Consider the following 21,677-nt stretch of genomic DNA (forward strand, 5'->3'; position numbering starts at 1 on the left):
AGCAATAGTCATATTTTGGATAACGTGTTGCTTTTATAAAAGGAGAAAATGTCAAGTTGTCATTTTCTCCTTTTATTTTTAATCTCAAATTTTGAATTGGCGCTTTACATTTGTATACTGTCCTATATTGAGGGGAAAATGACTTCTACGCTTGTTGTAAGTAAAAGTGATGCAAAAGATAAATACATAAAGACATTTATAGTAAGCCCATTCTATGATTCTATTTTTTTTATTTTTTCGCCAATAATCGCGTTAGTGTTAGGGTATTTTATTTATAAGACAGGATGGGGAGAGGCAACATTTATTTATCATGGTGAAGAAAAATCAATAACAAATGTATTCATTGGTTCATTGATTATGGCGCATTTAGTCATTGTTTTTTTTCGTAGCCATGGAAATAGAGTAATTAATAAACAATTTCCAATACCTTTCTTCTTGGTACCCATACTGCTCTATGTTGGAATGGTATCTTCGTTATGGGTGTTGGTATGTATGAGTGTTTTGGCAACATGGTGGGATGTTTATCATTCAGGGTTGCAGACGTTTGGGTTGGGCAGAATTTACGATGCAAAAACAGGTAATAATGCAGAAGTAGGTAGACGGCTAGATTATTTTTTAAACCTGTATTTGTACGCTGGTCCAATATTGGCTGGTATAACATTATTTGATCATGTTGAAGATTTTGACGAGTTTAATGCTGTTGGTAGTGTGTTTTTTACATCAATCCCTGCTTACGCTGAAAGCTATCAATGTTATCTTGTTTATTTTGTACTGGGTACAGGTATTCCATTTTTTTGTTATTATCTCTACACTTATTACTATTATAGCAACAAAGGGTATCAGGTATCATCTCAAAAAGTAATGTTACTTGTCTCAACAGGTATATGTTCTATTTATAGTTGGGGATTTAATAGTTTTGGTGAAGCATTTTTTATTATGAATTTTTTTCATGCTGTGCAGTATTTTGCTATTGTTTGGCATAATGAAAAAGGAAATATGAGTAAACTGTTTGGTGTGAGTAACATTCCATTTTCAAAAATGATAACACTATTAATATATTTGCTTCTAGCGTTTAGTTATGGTATCTGGGCAGAGTTTACTATGGCCGAAAATGACTATATTTATGCACTGTTGCTTTTAGTTTCTATTTTGCACTTTTGGTATGATGGATTTATCTGGTCGGTTAGAAAAAAACATATTTAATGTATATATTATAATTATTTATTGAGTGGTATTGTTTGATTGATTATATGGAGTATATATGAAGTTTTATACGGCTATTTATTTTGTGTTGATGTTGTCTGGGTTTACTCATGCCACTCAATTTTGGACTGTTAGAATCGATGGTGGAATTCATACCAGCTCTCAAGGGGCGGCTGCATTAAATACTGGTAAGTTTCAACCATCAGGACCTATACCAAGAGGTACTCAGTGGGTGGCATGTAAAGGGAACTGGATTTATTTTCACAAAAATGCGAAAGGACAGCTTATTGATGAACGATTTGTTGATCGAATGCTTTCGGTAGCAATATCAGCATTTAAAACAAAAAGCTATGTGCGTGTCGCATTGGAACGAGATAGTAAAAACAACTGCTATACAAGTCAGATATTTGATCTAAGTAACTAATACTTTCTATTTAAAGATTAATTGTATCTACTGTTAGGTTATTGTGCTAAATGAAAAAAATATTTTTAATCATTTTACTATCGTCTCCGCTTATATGTAAAGCATGGACATTTGGAAATAATGTTACCATAACAAATGTAATATTATGGGAAGATGATAACCATAATCCATTGTATTTTAAACGTTCAGATAATGTGATGTGTTATGTTCCCGCAGATCAAAAAAGTATCCGTTCGTTAATTTTAACAGTCTATGCTTCTGGAAGAAGAGCAGATATTCATTGTTATGATAATGCGGAAGCTATTATGGGCGGAATTGAGTCAGCTCATAAATTACACAGAATTATAGCAAAGTAAATTTTTGGGTTAGTGGTATTAAATGTGAGTGCTTTGTTGCATTATTCAGCTGTGGAATGTTTTGTATATGTTAAGTTAGAGGCCTAGTTAATAGGCCTCTAACTCATAGCATTATCCATTAATAAGAAAGTGGACCCAAATACCAGCGGCATAACCTAATGCAATAGCGGGTGTCCATTTCAAATGGCTGAAAAATGTATACTGTCCACGTGCTTGCCCCATAAGTGCTACACCTGCCGCAGAGCCAATTGATAATAAGCTGCCACCCACACCGGCAGTAAAGGTTACTAGCAACCATTGAACATGAGGCATGTCTGGGTTCATGGTTAATACTGCAAACATAACAGGAATGTTATCCACTATGGCAGATAAAATACCAACTAGGGTATTGGCGGTAGTAGCGCCTAGATCTCCATAGATCACGTTGGAGGCGAGACCTAAATAGCCGATAAAACCTAAACCGCCCACCGATAAAATGACACCATAGAAAAAGAATAATGTATCCCACTCAGACTGTGCTATCTTATCAAAAATATCAAATTCACCGGTATGGTGCCCACCAGGAACATCAGTATGATCTTTTTGAGAATGTCCTTTCTTGCGTAAATAAAAACCAAAAAATTTAAGGTATGCAAGCCCCATCATCATCCCAAAAACAGGGGGAATATGAAGAAAATTATGGAAGCAAATGGCGGTAATAACGGTTAATAAAAATAAACCTACAATAATTAATCCACCAAATTTAACTTCAACACCTTTCTCGCCATCGCTTATGGTTGGTTTTCCATGAGGAAGCGCAAAGTGCATTAAAGCGGCAGGTATTATAAAATTAACGAGGGAAGGGAAAAAAAGGTGAAAAAATTCGGTAAAATCAACCACACCTTTTTGCCAAACCATCAGCGTGGTAATATCACCGAAAGGACTGAATGCGCCACCTGCATTAGCACCTACAACGATATTAATACAACTGGGGGCAACAAATTCAGGTTTATGGTTTCCTACGGCCAGTACGACAGCACACATAATCAAGGCTGTCGTTAGGTTGTCTGCAATGGGAGAAATGACAAACGCTAAACTACCGGTTAACCAGAATAAGGTACGGTAACTGAAGCCTTTTTTAACAAGCCAATTCCTTAACGCATCAAATACACCACGTTCTAGCATTGAATTTATGTAGGTCATGGCGACTAATAAAAAGAAAAATAATTCAGCATATTCGAGGAAATTATGTTTTATTCCCTCTTCAACAAGGTCGGTGGTGCCTTCGCTATTGTAAATAATAGCAATGAGAATCCAAATGAGGCCAGCGGCAAGTAGTACTGGTTTAGATTTTCTTAAATGTATTTTTTCTTCAAGAATTACAAATAGATAAGCAAGTCCGAAGATAAAAAGTGCAGTGATGCCTACCCAATGGCTTGTAAGATCGAGGATGTCTGAGGCATTAGCCTGGCTCCATGCGGGTATGCTAAAAGTTGATAAATACAGGCAAAAGAAGCCCGTTAGGGTTATTTTCATAGTTTGTATCCCCTTTTTTGGCGTTCCTAATGGTTCACTTATAATTTTGTGCCAGGATTATACTACTTGGTCAGTTCTCATGGAATGACTTTTCAACTTTGTGATAGTTTTTTTGTGGTTGTTGGTTTGTCAAACAGGCACTTCTCACGCCCTGAAAGTTTGTATAACTGAGTTTGTGATACCTTACACAACGTAAGCTTTTGGCTATAGTTAAGGCTAATAACCGTTTGCCAGTAAATAGTAAGGGGCATACCGTGGATATTTCTACAATAATACTACTTGTGATAGTCATTGGTGTTGTTGTTTATGTAATTAGCATTTATAACAACTTGGTGAGTAAACGAAATACTTATAAGAATGCCTTTGCACAAATAGAAGTTCAACTTAAGCGTCGATATGATTTGATTCCTAATCTGATTGAGACAGCTAAGGGCTATATGCAGCACGAACAGCAAACGCTAACTAAAGTAATTGAAGCAAGGAATGCTGCTGCAAATATGTTGAAAGACTTAGCGCAACATTTAACCCCTGACCAGGTACGCAAGTTTAGTGAAGCGGAACAAACATTGGGCAGTGCTATGGGGCAGTTTAATGTTGTGGTGGAAAATTACCCAGATTTAAAAGCGAATCAAAATATGATGCAGTTTGCTGAAGAATTAACCAGTACTGAAAATAAAGTTTCGCGAGCAAGACAGTTTTATAATGATGCAGTAACAGATTATAATAATTTCCGACAGTCATTCCCCCCTATTTTTTTCGCGAATATGTTTGGTCATACCCAAGATGCAGGGCTTTTAGAGTTTGAAGATTCTGCGGTTATTCAACAAGCACCTAAAGTCTCTTTTTAATATGTGCTGATTATTAATAAGTGGATAATTATTCGTGAATTTTTTTCAGTGGCAGCGTGATGCAAAACGTAAAACACAGCGTTTGTTGCTGCTGATGTGTATTACGGTCGTGCTATTATCCGTTGGAATTTATTTTCTAATTTTTTTAGTGTTTTGGTTCGCTGCAGATACCCATTTAGCGCACCTTCAAGGGGGAATGCCCTGGTTTTTTTCTTGGGAATTCTATTTGATTTGCTTGGCCGTTGTAACAGCGGTGATTGCTGGGGGCAGTTTGACTAAGCTGCATAAGTTGGCGGCAGGTGGTTTTACTGTAGCGGAATCTGTGGGCGGACGACTGATTGAGCCTACCACAGAGGATTTTTATGAGAAACGTTTGTTAAATGTTGTTGAAGAAATGGCAATTGCTTCTGGGTGTGGTGTACCGGAAGTCTATTTGCTCGATAGTGAGAGCAGTATCAATGCATTTGCCGCAGGTTATGAGTTAGACGACGCTGTCATTGGTGTCACCAAAGGTTGTATTCATAGCCTAACACGTGATGAGTTAGAGGGTGTGATTGCCCATGAGTTTAGTCATATTATTCATGGTGATATGCGTCTTAACATACGACTGATTGGGATCGTGTTTGGCATTACCATGATTTCTCAGTTTGGTGAACATTTGTTGTATGCCAGAAATGATCGTAATCGCTCATGGCTGTTGGGTGGAGGATTATTGCTTTTAGGCTTTATGGGCATGATGGCGGCAAGTTGGATTAAATCATCAATTTGTCGCACCCGTGAATACCTTGCCGATGCTTCTGCACTGCAATATACCCGTAACCCTGATGGAATTACTCACGCTTTGAAGCGCATTGGTGGTAGCCAGGTTGGCACATTCTTAAATGCGAAACGAGCTACAGAAGTCACCCACATGACTTTTGGTCGCTGTACATCTCGATTTGCAGCTGAGATGTTTGCTTCACATCCTCCTTTAGAAGATAGAATTCGAAAATTAGAGCCCAAATGGGATGGCCATTTTTTAAGTCCATTAAAGACCACTTTAGATCAACCTCAATCTGGAACATCATCTACAGAACAGTCTCTGACACTAGATGATACCGTTATGATGGCTGTTTCAAGGCAGTCATCCCCATCAATCGCTAAACACCCACATACTCAACAGGCTGTCATGCAGGTTGGGGAGATTAAACATGACCACATCTCCTATGCGAGAGCATTATTGAATTCGTTACCTAAGCTTGTGACGATGGCAATTCATGATCCTCAACAAGTTCACTTGGTAATGATGGCTCTGTTGTTTTCGCATGATGAAGATGAGCAAATTAAACAGTTAGCATTGGTTGCACAAGCCTATGGGGATAATACAACTGCTGTGGCAGTTCAACAGATGGCCTCACACTTGATTAATTATTCATCTCAAGATCTGCTATCTCTGTTGGAAATAGCAAAACCCGTATTAAAGTTAATGTCACTTAAGCAGCGCACACAACTCAATGGCTGTTTATTTGCATTAGGCAAAGCGGACGGTAAGTTATGCTTATTTGAATGGGCACTATTAGCCATGGTTAAACACTATGATAATAAGTGGTCAGAGACTTATCGCGCGGGCAGTCTAAAAAAATCATTAGATTTCGCAAGTGTTGCTGACGATGTTCAAGTTATTATTGCTGCATTATGTCAGGTTTCACACATGCCAACGTCACAGCAATTGACATGTTTTGCAGCGGCAATGCAACAATTGTCGATTAAAGCAAATTTCCCTGCGACACTATCCTTTGGTCGTTTACATAAAGCATTACAAAGGTGTACTCAACTTAAAATAAAAGATAAAGAGACGTTGATTAAAACATGCAGTGACTGTGTTATGTTTGATCAGTCCGTTGTCTTAAAAGAAGTACAATTGATGCGTGTGATAGCGGTGATACTTGATTGTCCAATTCCTCCTGTAATCTTCTTACATGAGTCTGTGAAAGAGCTTCAACTATGAAATGGTTAAGTTTATACAAGCTTGATTCTGTGAGGCTTTAAAGTACAGACTATTTGGTTCTGTTGTAAACTAGTCTCTTATTGACTCAGTTCTTGGTTTGTCTAAATGATACCTTGATAAAAAGGCATTATTTAGGTTATGTAATATAGTGATTAAATTGAAAATGAGGGGTTGATGTTAAAAAAAGTACTGATCACTGTAGGCTTGTCTTGTGGTGTATTGAATGCCTGGGCTGAAGCTGATGGACCTGATTTTTGGAAAGTACATGGCGTTGCAGTAAACGATACTTTGAACATACGTCAGCAGCCTGGCTGGCAATCAAATAAGTTGGGGGCTATACCCCCCAATGCGCAATGTTTACCCAATATTCAATGCACGGGTGGTCTGACCTTTGAGGAAACCACAACACTCTCTGAAGCCGAGCAGGATGCATTACGCAAACAGCGTCCCAGGTGGTGTAAAATCCGCTATCAAAACATAACAGGGTGGGTTGCGGCTAAGTATTTAAGAGAGAGTACAAGTGACCATTGTTACCAGTGAACGTTGTAACTTTTAGATAGTAGACATAGGAAGTAGGCTCTCAGTTACTTATTACACCATAAGGAATACAACAGGTAATTTTAAAACTGAGAGCTTACTGAGAGAAAACTATTTAGCGTTTGCTACGCAGTGTAGATAAACCTAATAAGCCAAGTCCAAATAGAGCAATTGTTGCAGGTACAGGAATGGGGTCAGGTAGCGGTGTAGTCGCGCTATATTCAACAAAATAACCAAGCCGGCTGCCAGAGCCTAAATCATTCCAAGTACCGCTGGACAGTTCAAGAAAATCTTCTCCACCAAGATTATTAGGCTCACCAGGTCCCCAGCTTGCAAAGGCTGACGTTGGGCCGCCCAACCAAAACTGGGTGCCAGCCTCAGGGCCATCCATCCAACGCCAATCACCTTCAACAGCCATATCAGATCCACCTAACCAACCGGTAGTAGCTCCAAGCCCAGTCAAAAAAGTATTTTCAGCTACAGAAGTCACAGTGGCAAGATAGCCAGGTAAACCTAAGTGACTCATACTGAGGGCTGCAGTGCGTGCAGCAGTCCAAATTAACGGTGAGCTAATATACTCATAGTAATGGCCTGTTGTAGGAAAGAAAATAGGTACTGCGGAAGCTGAGTTAATGGTTAATATTGATGCAGTCAGTGCGCTAATTTTTAATAGTTTTTTCATGTTGTATTCCGTAGTGATAGTTGGCTTTGCTTTGCTATTTTCGATTAATAATTAGCGAATAACATGCCAGGTAGATTTAAGCTTATAAAAAAGGGGTAAATTAAGGAGTAAATAAGAAAAAAAAGGTTGGTAATTAAATGTTGATAATTACACTGACATATATTGAGTAATCATTTAACTAATTATATTGAGAATCAAGAGGGAGAGAGGGAACTTATAAAAGCCCCCCTTTTTTTGTTAAGACTATTAAAGTTCTACAGTTTCTGTTGGTATTGAAAAATCAGGAAAGAAAATGTACCCATCTTCACCAATGGGTGGAAGCTGAACAGAAATAAATGTCATTCCACAAGCATCAGCAATAACACCATGCAGTTTTCCTTGGGGTATAATGCCATGTGTCCATGGTTGAACCTGAACGGCTTCGTTTCCAGCTATAAAACGACCGCGACCTTTTGTGACAATGACAATCGCATCTGATTTAGGATGGACATGAGGTGTTATCAACTGGTTAGGTGGCATTTCTACGTATTCATAGCCTGTCGTTTGTTCGTAACAGGTACCGGTTAACAGTGATTTCAGAATGATGCCATTAGGTCGTTGAGCATAATTAAACGAATTAATATTAATAGGGTTAAAGGTCTCATCCAGTTTCTGGGTTATTTGGGGAGCACTCTGTAGATCTGTAATAGCGATAACGTGCTGATAGTGTCGCGTTGATTGAATAACACTTGCTTTAGTTGAGGCGCATTCCCATGTGACAAAATCACCTTCGGTTAATGAGAGACATTTTGTTGTGCCATGAATATTAATAGACCCTTTAAGGCAGTGAATTGCAAATGATTTATTTTTGGGTAACAAATGGGTTTGTTCAGGTTTGAGGTAGATAATACTTAATGGTTGACAGGGTAAAGAGGAGGGTAGTTTTGAAAAATTAATGTTTTTTTCGCCGCGACGAAAAGAACAGCCATTTTTTGAAACATAAATATCAGCATCTTCAATAGAGAATGTAGAAATACGGCTTTTTAACGTGTTAACAGCCATTAGCATAACCTCCATGTTATGATTAAATACCTTTTAGCAAACAGAGTACCTAAAAATTCTATGCCTATGTTACTGTTGGTAGGTTTTAGTCCTTTAAGATGTTTGCTTAGCTATAACAGGTATAATTCGTATTTAACTTAATATAGGAGTCCTATAGATCGTGTTAACGAGCTTGAGCATACCTATGGGGGATAATGCTTATTCTAATACGTTCGCTTTATATGAAATAGCGCAAATAAAGCACTATTAGTAACCCTCATAAGTCGGGTGGATTATAAAACACAAATAGTGTATATGTGAATAGGTTAGTATGTTATTTTTATGCGTTGCTTTTATAACAGGGTTGTAGTGAGTGAATTTGTATTTAAGTGTTAATTTCTTGGGTTGTATTATTGAAATATTGAATGTGTCTGATGGTGATTTTACTAAAAATATGATTTTTTTGTCAAGAATAGAGTTAGTAGTTGATGTTGCTTGCGAAGTTCAGCATGAAGCCGGATGCTATGAAATCTTTGTCAGTTAAAAGAACTAAATATGAATATTGAAATAGGGATTCATATGATTGTGTAATATAGATTGATTTTTTACATGATCTAAATCAATTTATTTGCTTGAAAGCCTATTGGAGATAAAAAAATAGTAATTGATTGCTATTTTTTATTTAAAAGTATCTCGCAAAATGATTAATCTTAGCACAAAAAAAAGGTGCGGATATGAAAGATATTAAGTGTTATTCTTTTCAAATTGTTTGGGCTACAGATCAGGAGATCTTTATTGGCCGTTGCTCAGAATTTCCTGAAATTGAAGCATTTGGAAGCTCTCGTCGAGAAGCTATGGTTGCTATAAAGGAGCGAGTTGAACACAAGGTAAATCTACAATCGCATTTTTTCTCTTCGTCAAATACCCCCTCCGTAAACGAATGCTAGTCTGAAAAGTAAATAATCAATACCCAATTTGGATAACTAATATCCTCTTTGGCATCTAATACTCATGGTGCTCCCAGCACCAGTTTCACAACTCTATTCAAAGGCTGAATAACGCAGGTCGAACTATTTCTCGCAAGGACGCGGCCAACTATTGTGACAAAAAATGTCATTTAGTTAAAATTGTATTGAAATTATATTTCATAATATTTTACTTTAAATTACTCACTTAACGATATATATCTGAGCGTAAGAAAAGGAACATATTTTTTAGTAAGCATAAATTTTGCGCGTTGTTTATACCATCTGTGACTATAATACAATTGATAAGTATTCTCTCTGGTTCTACCACTTTATAGATAAGATATACTTAAGCTTAATTCATTAATATGTTAGAACGTATTGAAAAAAAAGTTTCAGTTGATCAGCTAGAAGTGGGGATGTATGTTGTACGTCTTGACCGTTCTTGGCTAGAAACACCTTTTTTATTGCAGGGTTTTACCATTAAAACCCAGGAAGATATTCATTTGTTATCTTCGTATTGCCACTATGTCTATATCGAAGGTCGAACTGCTCCAGTTAATAAAGCGTTAACAGGTATCCCTAAACAACCTGTTCAGTATATTAATAAAGTATCATTTGATTCTGAATTACAAATTGCAGAAAAACAATTTCAACATATTCGTAGTACTGCCCAGGAAATCATGGAAAATGTACGCATTGGGCGGACGATTAATATTAAGGAGGCAAAATATGTTGTTAATGAATGTGTTGAAAGTATATTAAGAAATGATGATGCGCTTAAATGGTTATCGCATATTAAAAGAAAGGATGATTATACTGCAGAGCATAGCATGAATGTTTGCATTTTATCTGCAGCATTTGCTCGTCACTTAGGTTTTCCCAAATATGAAATTGAAAAGATAGCGTTATGCGGTTTATTACATGATGTGGGTAAGGCAAAAATACCTGATCATATTCTCAATAAGCCAGGTACTTTTAATGGAGAAGAATTGCGTGTGATGCAATCTCATACAACGTTGGGTAAAAAGTTACTGATGACTGCAGGTATTGAGGAAGCCATTGCTATTGATGTAGCTTATGCTCATCATGAGCGACTCAATGGCAAAGGCTATCCTCGGGGCTTACGAGCACATCAAATTCCATTTTATGCGAAAATTGTAGCGATTACCGATACTTATGATGCGATAACAAGTACACGCTGTTACAAATCAAGTCAATCTTCTATTACCGCTTTACATATATTAAATAAAGAAAAGGGTAGTCACTTTGATACAGAATTAGTGGATGAGTTTATTCAGTGTATTGGTGTTTATCCTCCTGGCGCGTTGGTAGAAATGACTAATGGTGAAGTGGGGGTAGTAGCTTACAGTGAACCATTAACCCGTTTAAAACCTTATGTATTACTATTGCTTGACGAAAGAAAAAACTTACAGCGAATAAAACTTATAGACCTAAAAAAAATAGATCTTGATGCTTCGGGGCAGTCATACACTATTGCTCGTGAGTTGCCGTGCGGCTCCTATGGTATAAAGCTAAGTAACACGATTAAACAATTTTTAAAACGTAATAAGGAGCGGTTTTCAAATCTGCAGCCATCTTATACCGGCCCTGGGTCAAGGGTGACTATTGAGAATATTGCTGAATAGTCACAAAAATGTATTAGCACTTGTTTCACGAACACATTTAAGTACTGTAAACCCACTTAAATCATTATTAAATGAACACTTGTGGTATTTCAAAGTACGCCAGTGGTAGACACCGGCTGGATAATGCACATCGAACTGTTTGCTGTTATTGCTGATGAGTTTCTTCTTGACACTTATGTGTGTCATTTGTGTAACTTATCGCCAGGCAGTCCCTTACTTAAAAAAATGGGCAAGTAGCCATTGGCACACGTTTTTTCTTCTTGGGCTCCATAGGTGTTTTAGTTATCATAAAAAACTTGAAATTTAGTTATTATGAATATAATTAGTACCTAATTTATAGTATTTATGTTGACTTCTTATCATCACGTTGCGTATAAAACCAGACTATGTTTCCTAAAAATAGCCTTGCGTTGGGTATATTATTTAGTACCACGAAGTGAAAAAATATTATGTTAGTAAAAAAAATACGTGTACCTATTTTTAATGTTTTAAAACCATTCCTTTGGGGGATGCCTTTATGCTTAATAGCTCAAATAAGCTTCTCAAATACAATGGGCCTCACACATTTGGAGAGTGAACATGAGATTGGTTTAAATGTACCAGTAATGACCCAGTTAGCTAGTGAAGTATATGCTATTCCTCCTAAGTTAAATGCTATACAGGCAATGGGAAAACAGCTTGTCGATATGGCTGGAACGGTTATTGAAGGTCCTGTGGTTATTAATGGGCGTACTTGGTGGCATGTCGATTTTACGATCGGGATTGATGGTTGGATAAGTGAGAATGCACTGGTGGCTGTTTCAGGTCCTTTGGGTCAATCAGAGTCAAAATATTCAATGGTAAGTTCTACACCACAGGTCGTGTCTTGGCCAATCCGTGTCGCCTATCCTGGCATTGAGTATAATATTCGTTTAGGGATCATTGGTGGTAAATACCCCTACACGTTTTACTTAAAAAAAGCTCCGGCAGGCATGGCGATTGATCATAAAACAGGTCAAATAACCTGGACGCCATCAATGACATTAGAGGGACAGTCATTCCCTGTTAAAATCGCTATTTATGATGATTTACAGCAACAAATAACTCAAGTATTTACCTTAAAGGTCACTAAAACGGGTTTTAGTTTTGTTGCTCCTAATGGCTCTGATGAGTCTGGTGATGGTTCGTTGGAGAAGCCTTGGCAGTCTATCTCCTATGGTGTCTCTCAAGGAAATGAAACCTCAATGCTGTATGCTAGAGGAGGTAACTACACTGAAGTCATTCAATTTGCCCCAGGAAAAACTAATAAGCTACTCGCGTTTCCAGGTGAAAGGCCTAGTGTGGATGTTAACTTTAATCCAGGTGGAGCCAACAATTTTATTTATCCTCAAAATGACTTTGGAATAATTGATGGATTTGAGTTTAAAAACTGCCGACGTTATTGCTTTGAAATGACTGGAAAAGCATCAGATTGGATTTTTAGACGAAACCATATGCATCATTTATATGATGACTCACCCAATAATAACAATCCTGCCTTTTTGCTTGTTAAAGATGCGAATGCATTTACGAGTTTTCGTTATGTTATTCAAGATAATATATTTCACGATTTATTTGATCGTGCATCAGGAGAACATGGTGATCTTTGGGCAAATAAAGCGGGTTCTGCAATGGTATTATTTGATACACATTATGCGCTAGTAGAAGATAATATTGCTTATAATATTGATGGTTTCGGCTATCATGATAAGGACCAATCATTTAAAAACACTTATAGAAATAACCTGGCCTACAATGTTTGGGAAACAGGACTTTCTCTATCTAATCAATATTATGCTTCAAATATTGATGTATTGTATAATACATTGGTTGGTGCGCAGCATACTGGATTACGGATAGGGCATCAAAATAATGGTCAATTAGGCAATATTCTGGTACAGCACAATACAATTTTTGGCAGTATAGAGCACCGAGCAGGAAAACCTGTGGGTGGGGTTAATAGTATTCAAATACGTGATAATATCATTAGTAATAAAGGCTACGTCAATCCCGCTTTTTTTTGTTGCAATGGCTTGTCAGGAGGTTCTTGGGCAACAAATACTTTATTGCGAGACTTTAATGTTTTTCAGTTAAATGATCGCTTTGTTGCTGGGAAATGGGGTAGCAAATTTACAGCAGATCAATGGCGTAAGATGGGATTTGATAATCATAGTTTATTTTTAGATCCTATGTTAACGGACCCAGCAAATAACGATTTTACGCCGCGTCTAGGTTCACCTGTTTGTGGTGCAGCCAGTGATGGTTCAGATATTGGCGCGGAGTCTTGTGAAGCTCAAATGATCCTTGATTGAAAGATAGTTGATGGATATGATCTTCATCTGCTGTATGCTGACGGCAGATGAAGATAACGGTTAGGGATGGATAATATTCTGGGTGTTTGGTGGCAATGATATGTTACCTAAGGTACTAACCATCGGGTAATTGACCACGCCGATAACAAGCGTGTAGCACCATAAGAGACAACAAATACAACCAAGGTCAGTACAGGTATAGCCAGTAAATTGTGACCAAACCAATCGTAAACGCCATTATTTAAGTCTCTAATGGGAATCAAAATAATGGGGTGTAATAAGTATATGCCCAAACTGTAACGTGCAGCATGAGCAATGACCGCTTTAAGGGTAGAAGGTAGTCGTTCACTGTATTGTTTGCACAAAATGAATATCATCCCTGCAATTAACACAGTATTGAGTGTTTTATAGCCCATAAAGAACGAACTGTAACCATCCTTTAATACCGACCAATACCAGCTACCCAATAGATTAGCAATAATAGCCAACAGCCCACCCCATACAAGCCAGCGTTTGAGTGTTGGGGTATGTTCCGCAAGGTACCAACCAAAGATTAAATAACCTGAGTAAAGGACAATATTGATGCGTAGTGGTGTTTCGATATTAAGCCAATTAATCAGCGTCAGGAGTAACCAGCCAACTAACAGAAGTTTAATTCGCTCATGGCCAGCTTTGTGAACAAGTGGGATTAGAAATGGGATAACAAAGTATAACGGAATAAAGTCATAAAAAAACCACAAGTGATACCAGGTCGGTTTATTATTAGCATTTTGAATGATAGTGATGACGTTGGCTAACGAACCATTCTGTTCTGAATAGCCACCAATCAAGGCATAGATTACAGACCAGGCTAGAAAGGGAATGACAACTTTGACAACACGACGAGTTAAGTAATGATGGAGATGAAAAGGGCGTTGTTCTTGTAGAAGTAAAGCGCCACTAATCATGATAAAAATTGGAACCGCCCATCGAGTAAGGGCATTTATTTCCACCGCAGCAAGCCACTGATGTAAGGGGATAATATTGTAGAGTTCGCGTAATGGACCTAAAACGTGAATGGCAACAACCGCAAGTGCTGCAAGACAGCGAAGCACATCAATATAAAAAACATGACGTAAAGGTTGACTCATACTAACCCATGTTTATTGGACGAAAGTCTAAAGAACTCATCTAAATTAAAAAAATAGAACTGAATTGCCCTTATACTGGGTAAAATATCAGTAATACTACGATGACAATTATAATAGGCTTGTAAGGGAGGCTGCTTGGCTATAATCACACTTTTACGTTTTTATGACTCACAATAGTGTTAAGGCGCTAGCAGTAATACCGATAAGCACCGTTAGGGAGGGGGGGGGCAGATGCTGTCAGGAAACATTTTTCAAGAAATACCACATGATATTCCTCAGGAACTTTTTGAAGTTATTCTTGATAAACCTGGGGTTTCTATTGAACGGATTATTTCCAAGGGACATACGACACCAAAAGGGTCATGGTACGACCAAGATCATGATGAGTGGGTTTTGCTGTTGCAAGGTGAGGCAAGTGTCATGTTTCATGATGATACTGAACCATATGTCCTGGCCGTTGGTGACTATTTGTATATTCCAGCAGGTGTCAAACACCGAGTGGAATGGACATCTCAAACAACTGAAACGCTATGGCTTGCTATTCATTTGACAATAGATAAAGTGGGAGATCTATCATTGCTGTGAGTGCGTGCTAAAAAAAGCAAAAGGTTAAGTGGCAGGCACCCGAGGTTTGCGATGTTGGTGTGGGGTGAGCGCTGTTCGCCCTTTTTCGATCCACAGACCACACTCCTGGTTTAAATTAGCCACTTTGGCTATCTCAACCAGCGCTAGGTCATCCTCACTTAACCGGCCTAACCAGCGGCCATTTCGCCCTTTATGAATTAAACACTCTGCGCCATTGGCAAAAATGTGTTCAGCTTCAGGGATAATGAAGCGTGCATTTTTTTTCATAACACTGAATGTACAGCGTTGAGCGACATGAGCGACTTTTTTAGTATCAGTATCAATAAAGCGTGCAAGTACATTTATTTCTTGCGCTAAATTAGCGAGTAAATCGTTATAATGAACAAAAAGAATATTCTCTAAATGACGGTAATTCCACCAACTTTGCGTATGATACATATTTCCCCAAAAGGGGTATCCTTCATGCTGCCAGGGAAAAGCACCTTTTATTAGCCATTGTTGCCAAAAGGCACTCAGGCTGGCTGGTGGAGAAGGCAGGGGTTGATAAGTTGAAGGTATGGATTCGTTAATCAACTGTAAAAAGCTTGGGCTAATGGTTGTGTAATAATCCCACAATGACATGCATACATCCCTTGGATCTCGGGCAAGTACAATATATTTAACTTGAGGAAAATAAGGAATACCATCAAGTGGAAGATGAGATTTAAGAACTCGGCGTTCAGGCTTAGCTAAGAAATTTCTTAGCGATTCTGGTGCATTGCCTCGATAGTCAATCCAGGACAGGAATAATGGACTTTTTAAATTATTGTTTTGATGATAATTAACAAGATTTTTAAGGATATATTGCAACCATATACTGCCTGATTTGTAAGATGAGCAGACGATAATATCGTCGTCTTTAGGCGTGTATAATTCCCAACGTGAGCTATCAAGGAGGTGGTTGTGATAGGAATGAAGAACTCTAGGTTGCAATGGCATGAGTAAAGTCCTTTTATATGCCCACGCTTTTTATTGTTATTTAATAATATAGCATTGCATTTTTTTCTGTTCGAATAAAAAGCCCGGCAAAAGCCGGGCAATAAAAAAAATAAAATAATTGTAATATTATTGACATTGGTTATTTACAGCACAACTATGTAGTGTATTCACAAAGTTGTAATTATTTGTAGAATCCCAGTTAACATCCCAGGTCATTAGTCCACGGAAGCCGGGGTAGGTTTGTTGGGGTTTGTAATTTCCACAAGACTGGCCTGTACGTAAACAATGAATCGCTGCTTTTACGGTAGTAGGTGCGGTATATCCCCCAGCAGGAGCAGCACTTTGGGTGGATGGTAGACCAATGACAACCTGGCTGGGTTTGAGTCCCGTATAGTTGACGCCCGTACTGCCAATTTCAAAGCCCTTAATCACCGCTTCAGACAGTGCAACCAAGAAGTCTTGTGTGCCTTGACGATACGGTTTTTTATCTAACCCTAACATTGAACCGGAGTTGTAGTACTGCATATGTACCCAGCTAATGTCGTTTTTCAATGCATTGAAAATAGGTAGATAGTTACCAAAGGCATTGCCCCACGCAGAAAGTCCACCCACCACATTGGCCGTTTCTGGAGCAAAAGTCATTAAGAAGGATGCCCCATAGTGTTTTTTCAAACGCTTCAAGGCATTAATCATTCTTAAAACGCTACCTGTTGGCTTGTCAGGGCTGCCTGATGCTAGCAGGCCATGTTCAGTATCTATATCAATACCATTAAAGCCATAGCGATCAAAAATAGCGATTAATGAGTTTACAAAATTATCTTCCTGCTGTTGGTTATCCAAGTGCAGTAAGGCATTTTGACCTCCAATGGAGAGCAGGACTTTTTTGCCTTTGGCCTGTGCAGCTTTGATATCAGCGGGGGTGGGTTTATCACTTAACACCACTGAGCCATCACTGTTGATACTTGGAAAGGCAACAATAAGTACATTGTACTTATCATTTACCTGGCTCATGGGTACATATTTATTGCTGTTCCAGTTTTCCCAATAGCCCACAAACACATTACCTGTTAAAGGTTTGCCATCTCCTGGTTTGTCACCATCGCCAGGCTTATCGCCATCACCTGGGGGGAGTGGTGGTTTGGGTGGTTGGGGTGTATCACCGTCACCAGGTGGTACGGGAGGTTGGGGTGGTTTTGGGTTATCACCATCATCACCGGGTGGTGTAGGTGGTGCTGGAATATCGCTCCCATCGTCAGGTGTATCACCATCGGGTGGTACTGGTGGCTGAGGAGGGTTAGGGGTATCTCCATCACCGGGCGTTGTGTTGCTATTCAAGCCATTATGTAAACTGCGTAGCAACGTTCCTTCTTGATCATCTTGACCCAGATGCCAAAACATCACACCACCCAGTTTCTCCTGCTTAATGTATTGGGTTTTGACAGTTAATGACTCAGCATCATCGTAAGTGACAAACAGATCATGCTCTGCATTGTACAGCCAAGGCGCTTTAGCTTCAGGGTGGTAGAAACGTTGGTATCCATAGTTTCCTGCAAGCATTTTTTTGATATCAGCATAAGTCGCGATACGTGGTTCTTTCCGCTCAACACATTTATCACAGCCTACGAGCCAGGTAGGGTCGCCTTGATAAGGATCGCCACCAGGTGTATTAAACGACTGATAAAGGCCATGATTCGCTTTGCCTACCTCTTTAAAGGCTCGACCGTAGAAAGGCACACCCATGACAATTTTTTCGCGAGGAACCTTCATAATCAGGTGTTGTTTTACGGCGGCATCAGCGGTTAGTGCAAAGGGGCTGGGGAACAGCTTTTTGATTTCTTCCCAGGTTTTAGGTGGGTTAAACTGAACTTCACGCAACGCATTATAATACTTAGGTTCATCTTGACTGCCGTATAAATGGGCATGGAAGTTGGTTTTGGTTACTCCTTGCCATGGTCCATTAAAGTCATAGGTCATTAAATTAATAAAATCTAATGGGGCAACAACTTTATCAAGCTGAGCGTAGTAACGTGACAAGAAGAACGCACCACCTGCACCCGCAATCGTCAGGTGATAATCTGCGGAGTCTTGTTGCTCTTGTACGTTTATTTGCTGACGAAACTCACTGAGTAGTGAAATAAAATTATTGGTATCCGATTTACGTGGATACTCCCAATCTAAATCAATACCATCAAACTTGTGTTGTTTCATCAGTTTGATACAAGAGCTGGCCATGGTTTTTCGAGCAGCATCTGTTGCTGCGGCATCTCTGAAACGGTTTGCTGTTGGACTGGCATCATTAGAAAATGCCCAACCACCGACGGAAAACATCAGCTTCAGTTTTGGATTGTATTGTTTCAGTGTGTTTAATTGCTTAAATACTTCTGCCGCTTTATTTTCATCCGTTCCTTCCAATAAGTCACACTGACCTTGCTGGTTAATACCAATAAACGCAAAGTTAATATGCGTCAACATGCGTGCTTTTTCGGGAGAGATGTTGCTAATTGGGAAATCAACACTGGGATACGTGTTAATTTCATCTGGCCCTAACATATAGTAGCCGACAACCTTATATTGACTGCCATCTCCGGGTGTAGGTGGGTTAGGGTTATCACCGTCATCATCGCCATCATCAGGAGGAATAGGTGGCTCTTGACCATCGTCACCATCATCTGGATCATCGGGGGTGTCGTTTAGTCGTTCCCAAGGTCCCCACTGGTCTTTGCCAGGCTCATCACCACGGGTCCACCATTTAGCTTGGTAAAGCACATTCTGGTAACTGACCTTATCGCCTTTGACATATACCTTGTCGGCCTGCCAGGCTTGGGCACTGCCAGGTTTATCGTCACCAGGTTGACCATTATCACCTGGTTTGTCGCCATTCCCGGGTTTATCCGTATCGGGTTTGTCGCCATCACCAGGCTTTGTGGGTGGAGGGTTATCATTGCCTTGAACCTGTTTCCATGGTCCCCATTGGTCTTTACCAGGCTCATCCCCACGGGTCCACCATTTGGCTTCATAGGTTTTGCTTTGGTAGGTTACTCGATCACCTTTGGTATAGACTTGCTCTGCTTGCCATGTATTAGCGGGGGGGACAGGTTTATTACCATCATCGGGTGGATTAGGTGGTTGTGGTGTGTCTCCATCGCCAGGATCACCCGGAGGTGGGGGCGGTGGAGGTATATCATCATCGCCATCACCTGGTGGTGTGGGTGGCTTAGGTTGGTCACCATCATCCGGTGGCGTAGGCGGCTCGGGTGGTTTGGGATTATCGCCCGGTTTATTGCCCAACCCTTCATGAATCGCCTTGAGTATCTCGCCATTATCAGCATCAATTTCCCAAGAGAAAACACCCGCCAAACTATTTGCCGTTACATATTGGGCTTTAGCTTTCACTGAACGAGGGTTATCGTAGGTGATCAGCTCACCTTTACTGGCATTCCATAAGTAGGGAGCTTGTGCCGTATCATCATAAAAATATTTAAAGCCTCCTGAACCTTGACCATCCGTACCACCCAAGTACTTGGACACGATGTGTTTATAATCAATAACGCCAGGCTGCCAGGAACCTTTTATAGGCTTGCCACTGGTACCTTGCCAAGGATCATTTTCCTGTCCACCTTGAATACCTGTCCAGCCGCGACCGTACATGGCCGCACCTAATACCAGTTTATTTCCGGGTAAACCGGCTTGGGTCAGGTTTTGTACGGCATCATGTGCATTAAATTCAGGAATTTTTTCATGAGAAGCCGCGTATAATCCTGAATGATGACCAAGAGTACTGTCCCAGGCACCATAAAAGTCATAGCTCATGGCAAAGATATAATCGACATAACTGCTGACTTCAGCGTAATTAATATTATCAATTTTTTCAGGACCTGCACTTGTGGCGGCAGTGAGCTGGTATTTTTTTCCCGTCTCTTGGCTTAATGCATCCAGTGCTTGTCGTAAATCTCGCATTAATGCCGTAAAAGCGGCTTTATCTTCAGGTGAGCCTAATTTTGAATTAGCGCCAGGTACGCCAGGAAATTCCCAGTCAATATCCAAACCATCAAAGAACGGATACTGTTTTAGAAACTCAATGGCCGACTTAACAAATGTGGCGCGTTTTTGCGTGTCTTTTGCCAAATAGTAAAAGGGATCAGACAGTGTCCAACCGCCAATAGAAGGGAGTACGGTAAGATGAGGATTCGCTTTTTTTAGTTTGATGAGCTGTCCAAAGTTTCCGCGAATAGGGTCGTCCCATTTATCACCAGGATAACTTTTTTCTAATGCGGCGAAGCGGTCATGAATCGTTACCGTATAATCTGGTTGGTCTGCACATTCCCGGGTTAAGGCACTATAGCCCTGGGGGTTTTCTTTTTGTAATGATTCATTAGGACCACAGACCGCAATAAAACCATACAACACGTGAGTGAGGTTTTTTGCGGGAATATCATTAACATGGAAGTTACGGCCATAAACACCCCATTCAACAAAATAGGTACCAACAACTTTGTTGGCATTATTTTGGAATAATGCTGAATCATTATTCAACATGGTTGCGTGGGACAATCCAGATAAACCCAGCCCTATGGCGACACCAATGGCCAATTTATTAGGCAACCAGCGGCGTAATCGCGTGGTATGCATAATCTGTTCTCCTCAATGCATTTATTAAAGGCGTGCTTGTGTGGTCAATCACCCAATGAGTGACTGTTATGACACATTAAGTACACGCAAGACCTGATAACCCAGCGGTAATGACATGCTGAACAATCAGGCAAATAAGCTAGTTGTTGAGTAATATGTGTTAACTGGTTTTAGACATAAGTCAGATAAATAAAAGATTTTTAATATCTCATTGTTTGTGTTTAAGCGACTATTGATCCGCTTGCCCTAACTATCCGTATGTCATCGTCTTTCGTTGCGTTTTCCCCGTTATTTTGTTGGGGGTATAACAACGGGTATGTGACATTTGTGGTCTTTTTATGCGTCGCAAAAAAACTAGCCAAACAAAAAAAGACGTATTGGATGACACGAACGAGAAAGCCACAAATGCCAAATAAGACACACGACGACTGGTGGATAGTTGTTTTTAAAGTTTAGCAAAGGTTTGTTAAATAAAATGGTAAACCAGTTCCAAATTTAATAAATAATCAAATAAAGGGCGGTATTGAATATGAATTTACAGGCAGGAATTGAATAATAAGTGCTAATGGTTAACGCGTAGTTTTGTTAAGCATTTCGCACTGAGTATATGTAGGTAGGCTATATTTTGATAATAAATTGGAATAATTCAAGATAAATAAAGATCAAAATAATTCACTTTGTTCGATAAAAAACGCCTTTTGTCGTATTTTTTGATTTTGGACTCAGGGCAGTCGCATATAACTTTACCTTTAAAAAAGTCATTATTTAAAGCACCTTTGTCTAACGGCTGCATAACGCCCTTCGAATACACCGTGAATCTTTATGTGTAATTACATGGG

The 21,677-nt window shown here is 39.4% G+C and carries 16 protein-coding genes; 10 read left to right on the top strand and 6 right to left on the bottom strand.

The genetic code is table 11. The annotated features are described in order from the left end of the window. The first annotated feature begins 48 nt into the window (after positions 1–48). The 3 genes from ACQ96U_RS05235 to ACQ96U_RS05245 are packed head-to-tail and all read left to right on the top strand — an operon-like array spanning position 49 to position 1,983. Positions 49–1,203, top strand: coding sequence for a hypothetical protein (locus ACQ96U_RS05235; RefSeq protein ID WP_431720190.1), 1,155 nt, complete (start codon positions 49–51; stop codon positions 1,201–1,203). 58 nt (positions 1,204–1,261) lie between these two features. Continuing rightward, complete coding sequence (locus ACQ96U_RS05240; RefSeq protein ID WP_431720191.1) at positions 1,262–1,627, top strand: hypothetical protein; 366 nt, start codon at positions 1,262–1,264, stop codon at positions 1,625–1,627. A 50-nt stretch (positions 1,628–1,677) separates the two neighbouring features. Continuing rightward, positions 1,678–1,983, top strand: coding sequence for a hypothetical protein (locus tag ACQ96U_RS05245; protein ID WP_431720192.1), 306 nt, complete (start codon positions 1,678–1,680; stop codon positions 1,981–1,983). A 111-nt stretch (positions 1,984–2,094) separates the two neighbouring features. Here the strand turns inward: ACQ96U_RS05245 and nhaD are convergent, their stop codons facing one another. Continuing rightward, positions 2,095–3,498, bottom strand: a complete 1,404-nt coding sequence (nhaD, locus tag ACQ96U_RS05250; RefSeq protein ID WP_431720193.1) for a sodium:proton antiporter NhaD — start codon at positions 3,496–3,498, stop codon at positions 2,095–2,097. A gap of 254 nt (positions 3,499–3,752) precedes the next feature. On the opposite strand from nhaD, the gene ACQ96U_RS05255 reads away from it, so the two are divergent. The 3 genes from ACQ96U_RS05255 to ACQ96U_RS05265 all read left to right on the top strand — a co-directional run bounded on the left by ACQ96U_RS05255 (position 3,753) and on the right by ACQ96U_RS05265 (position 6,873). Beyond that, the gene (locus ACQ96U_RS05255) at positions 3,753–4,346 is read left to right on the top strand and encodes a LemA family protein (protein ID WP_431720194.1); all 594 of its coding nucleotides are present in this window, start codon (positions 3,753–3,755) and stop codon (positions 4,344–4,346) included. Positions 4,347–4,380: 34 nt separating this feature from the next. Beyond that, positions 4,381–6,333, top strand: a complete 1,953-nt coding sequence (locus ACQ96U_RS05260; RefSeq protein ID WP_431720195.1) for a M48 family metallopeptidase — start codon at positions 4,381–4,383, stop codon at positions 6,331–6,333. Positions 6,334–6,507: 174 nt separating this feature from the next. Then, complete coding sequence (locus ACQ96U_RS05265; RefSeq protein WP_431720196.1) at positions 6,508–6,873, top strand: SH3 domain-containing protein; 366 nt, start codon at positions 6,508–6,510, stop codon at positions 6,871–6,873. Positions 6,874–6,985: 112 nt separating this feature from the next. Here ACQ96U_RS05265 and ACQ96U_RS05270 read toward each other — a convergent pair whose 3' ends face one another. Together ACQ96U_RS05270 and ACQ96U_RS05275 are read right to left on the bottom strand one after the other, a co-directional pair. Then, positions 6,986–7,552, bottom strand: a complete 567-nt coding sequence (locus tag ACQ96U_RS05270) for a PEP-CTERM sorting domain-containing protein (RefSeq protein ID WP_431720197.1) — start codon at positions 7,550–7,552, stop codon at positions 6,986–6,988. A gap of 246 nt (positions 7,553–7,798) precedes the next feature. Then, positions 7,799–8,593, bottom strand: coding sequence for a cupin domain-containing protein (locus ACQ96U_RS05275; RefSeq protein ID WP_431720198.1), 795 nt, complete (start codon positions 8,591–8,593; stop codon positions 7,799–7,801). 713 nt (positions 8,594–9,306) lie between these two features. On the opposite strand from ACQ96U_RS05275, the gene ACQ96U_RS05280 reads away from it, so the two are divergent. From ACQ96U_RS05280 to ACQ96U_RS05290, 3 genes are all read left to right on the top strand, one after another. Next, positions 9,307–9,519 carry a hypothetical protein gene (locus ACQ96U_RS05280; protein WP_431720199.1) on the top strand — a complete coding sequence of 71 codons (213 nt, stop codon included), beginning with the start codon at positions 9,307–9,309 and terminating at the stop codon, positions 9,517–9,519. Positions 9,520–9,905: 386 nt separating this feature from the next. After that, a complete protein-coding gene (locus tag ACQ96U_RS05285; RefSeq protein ID WP_431720200.1) occupies positions 9,906–11,186 on the top strand; it encodes an HD-GYP domain-containing protein in 1,281 nt (426 codons plus the stop codon). A 449-nt stretch (positions 11,187–11,635) separates the two neighbouring features. Beyond that, entirely contained in the window at positions 11,636–13,516 is a 1,881-nt protein-coding gene (locus ACQ96U_RS05290; protein ID WP_431720201.1) for a putative Ig domain-containing protein, read from the top strand. Between the two features lie 107 nt (positions 13,517–13,623). On the opposite strand, the gene ACQ96U_RS05295 is transcribed toward ACQ96U_RS05290, so the two are convergent. Then, a complete protein-coding gene (locus ACQ96U_RS05295) occupies positions 13,624–14,646 on the bottom strand; it encodes an acyltransferase (RefSeq protein ID WP_431720202.1) in 1,023 nt (340 codons plus the stop codon). Between the two features lie 231 nt (positions 14,647–14,877). Between ACQ96U_RS05295 and ACQ96U_RS05300 the strand changes: the two genes are divergently transcribed. Beyond that, the gene (locus ACQ96U_RS05300; RefSeq protein ID WP_431720203.1) at positions 14,878–15,231 is read left to right on the top strand and encodes a cupin domain-containing protein; all 354 of its coding nucleotides are present in this window, start codon (positions 14,878–14,880) and stop codon (positions 15,229–15,231) included. A gap of 24 nt (positions 15,232–15,255) precedes the next feature. On the opposite strand, the gene ACQ96U_RS05305 is transcribed toward ACQ96U_RS05300, so the two are convergent. Then, positions 15,256–16,209: a sulfotransferase domain-containing protein gene (locus tag ACQ96U_RS05305; RefSeq protein WP_431720204.1), complete on the bottom strand. Its 954-nt coding sequence runs from the start codon at positions 16,207–16,209 to the stop codon at positions 15,256–15,258. Between the two features lie 126 nt (positions 16,210–16,335). Next, positions 16,336–20,838: a glycosyl hydrolase family 18 protein gene (locus tag ACQ96U_RS05310; protein WP_431720205.1), complete on the bottom strand. Its 4,503-nt coding sequence runs from the start codon at positions 20,836–20,838 to the stop codon at positions 16,336–16,338. Positions 20,839–21,677: the final 839 nt, after the last annotated feature.

Source organism: Zooshikella sp. RANM57, from assembly GCF_050749885.1.
GTDB lineage: Bacteria > Pseudomonadota > Gammaproteobacteria > Pseudomonadales > Zooshikellaceae > Zooshikella.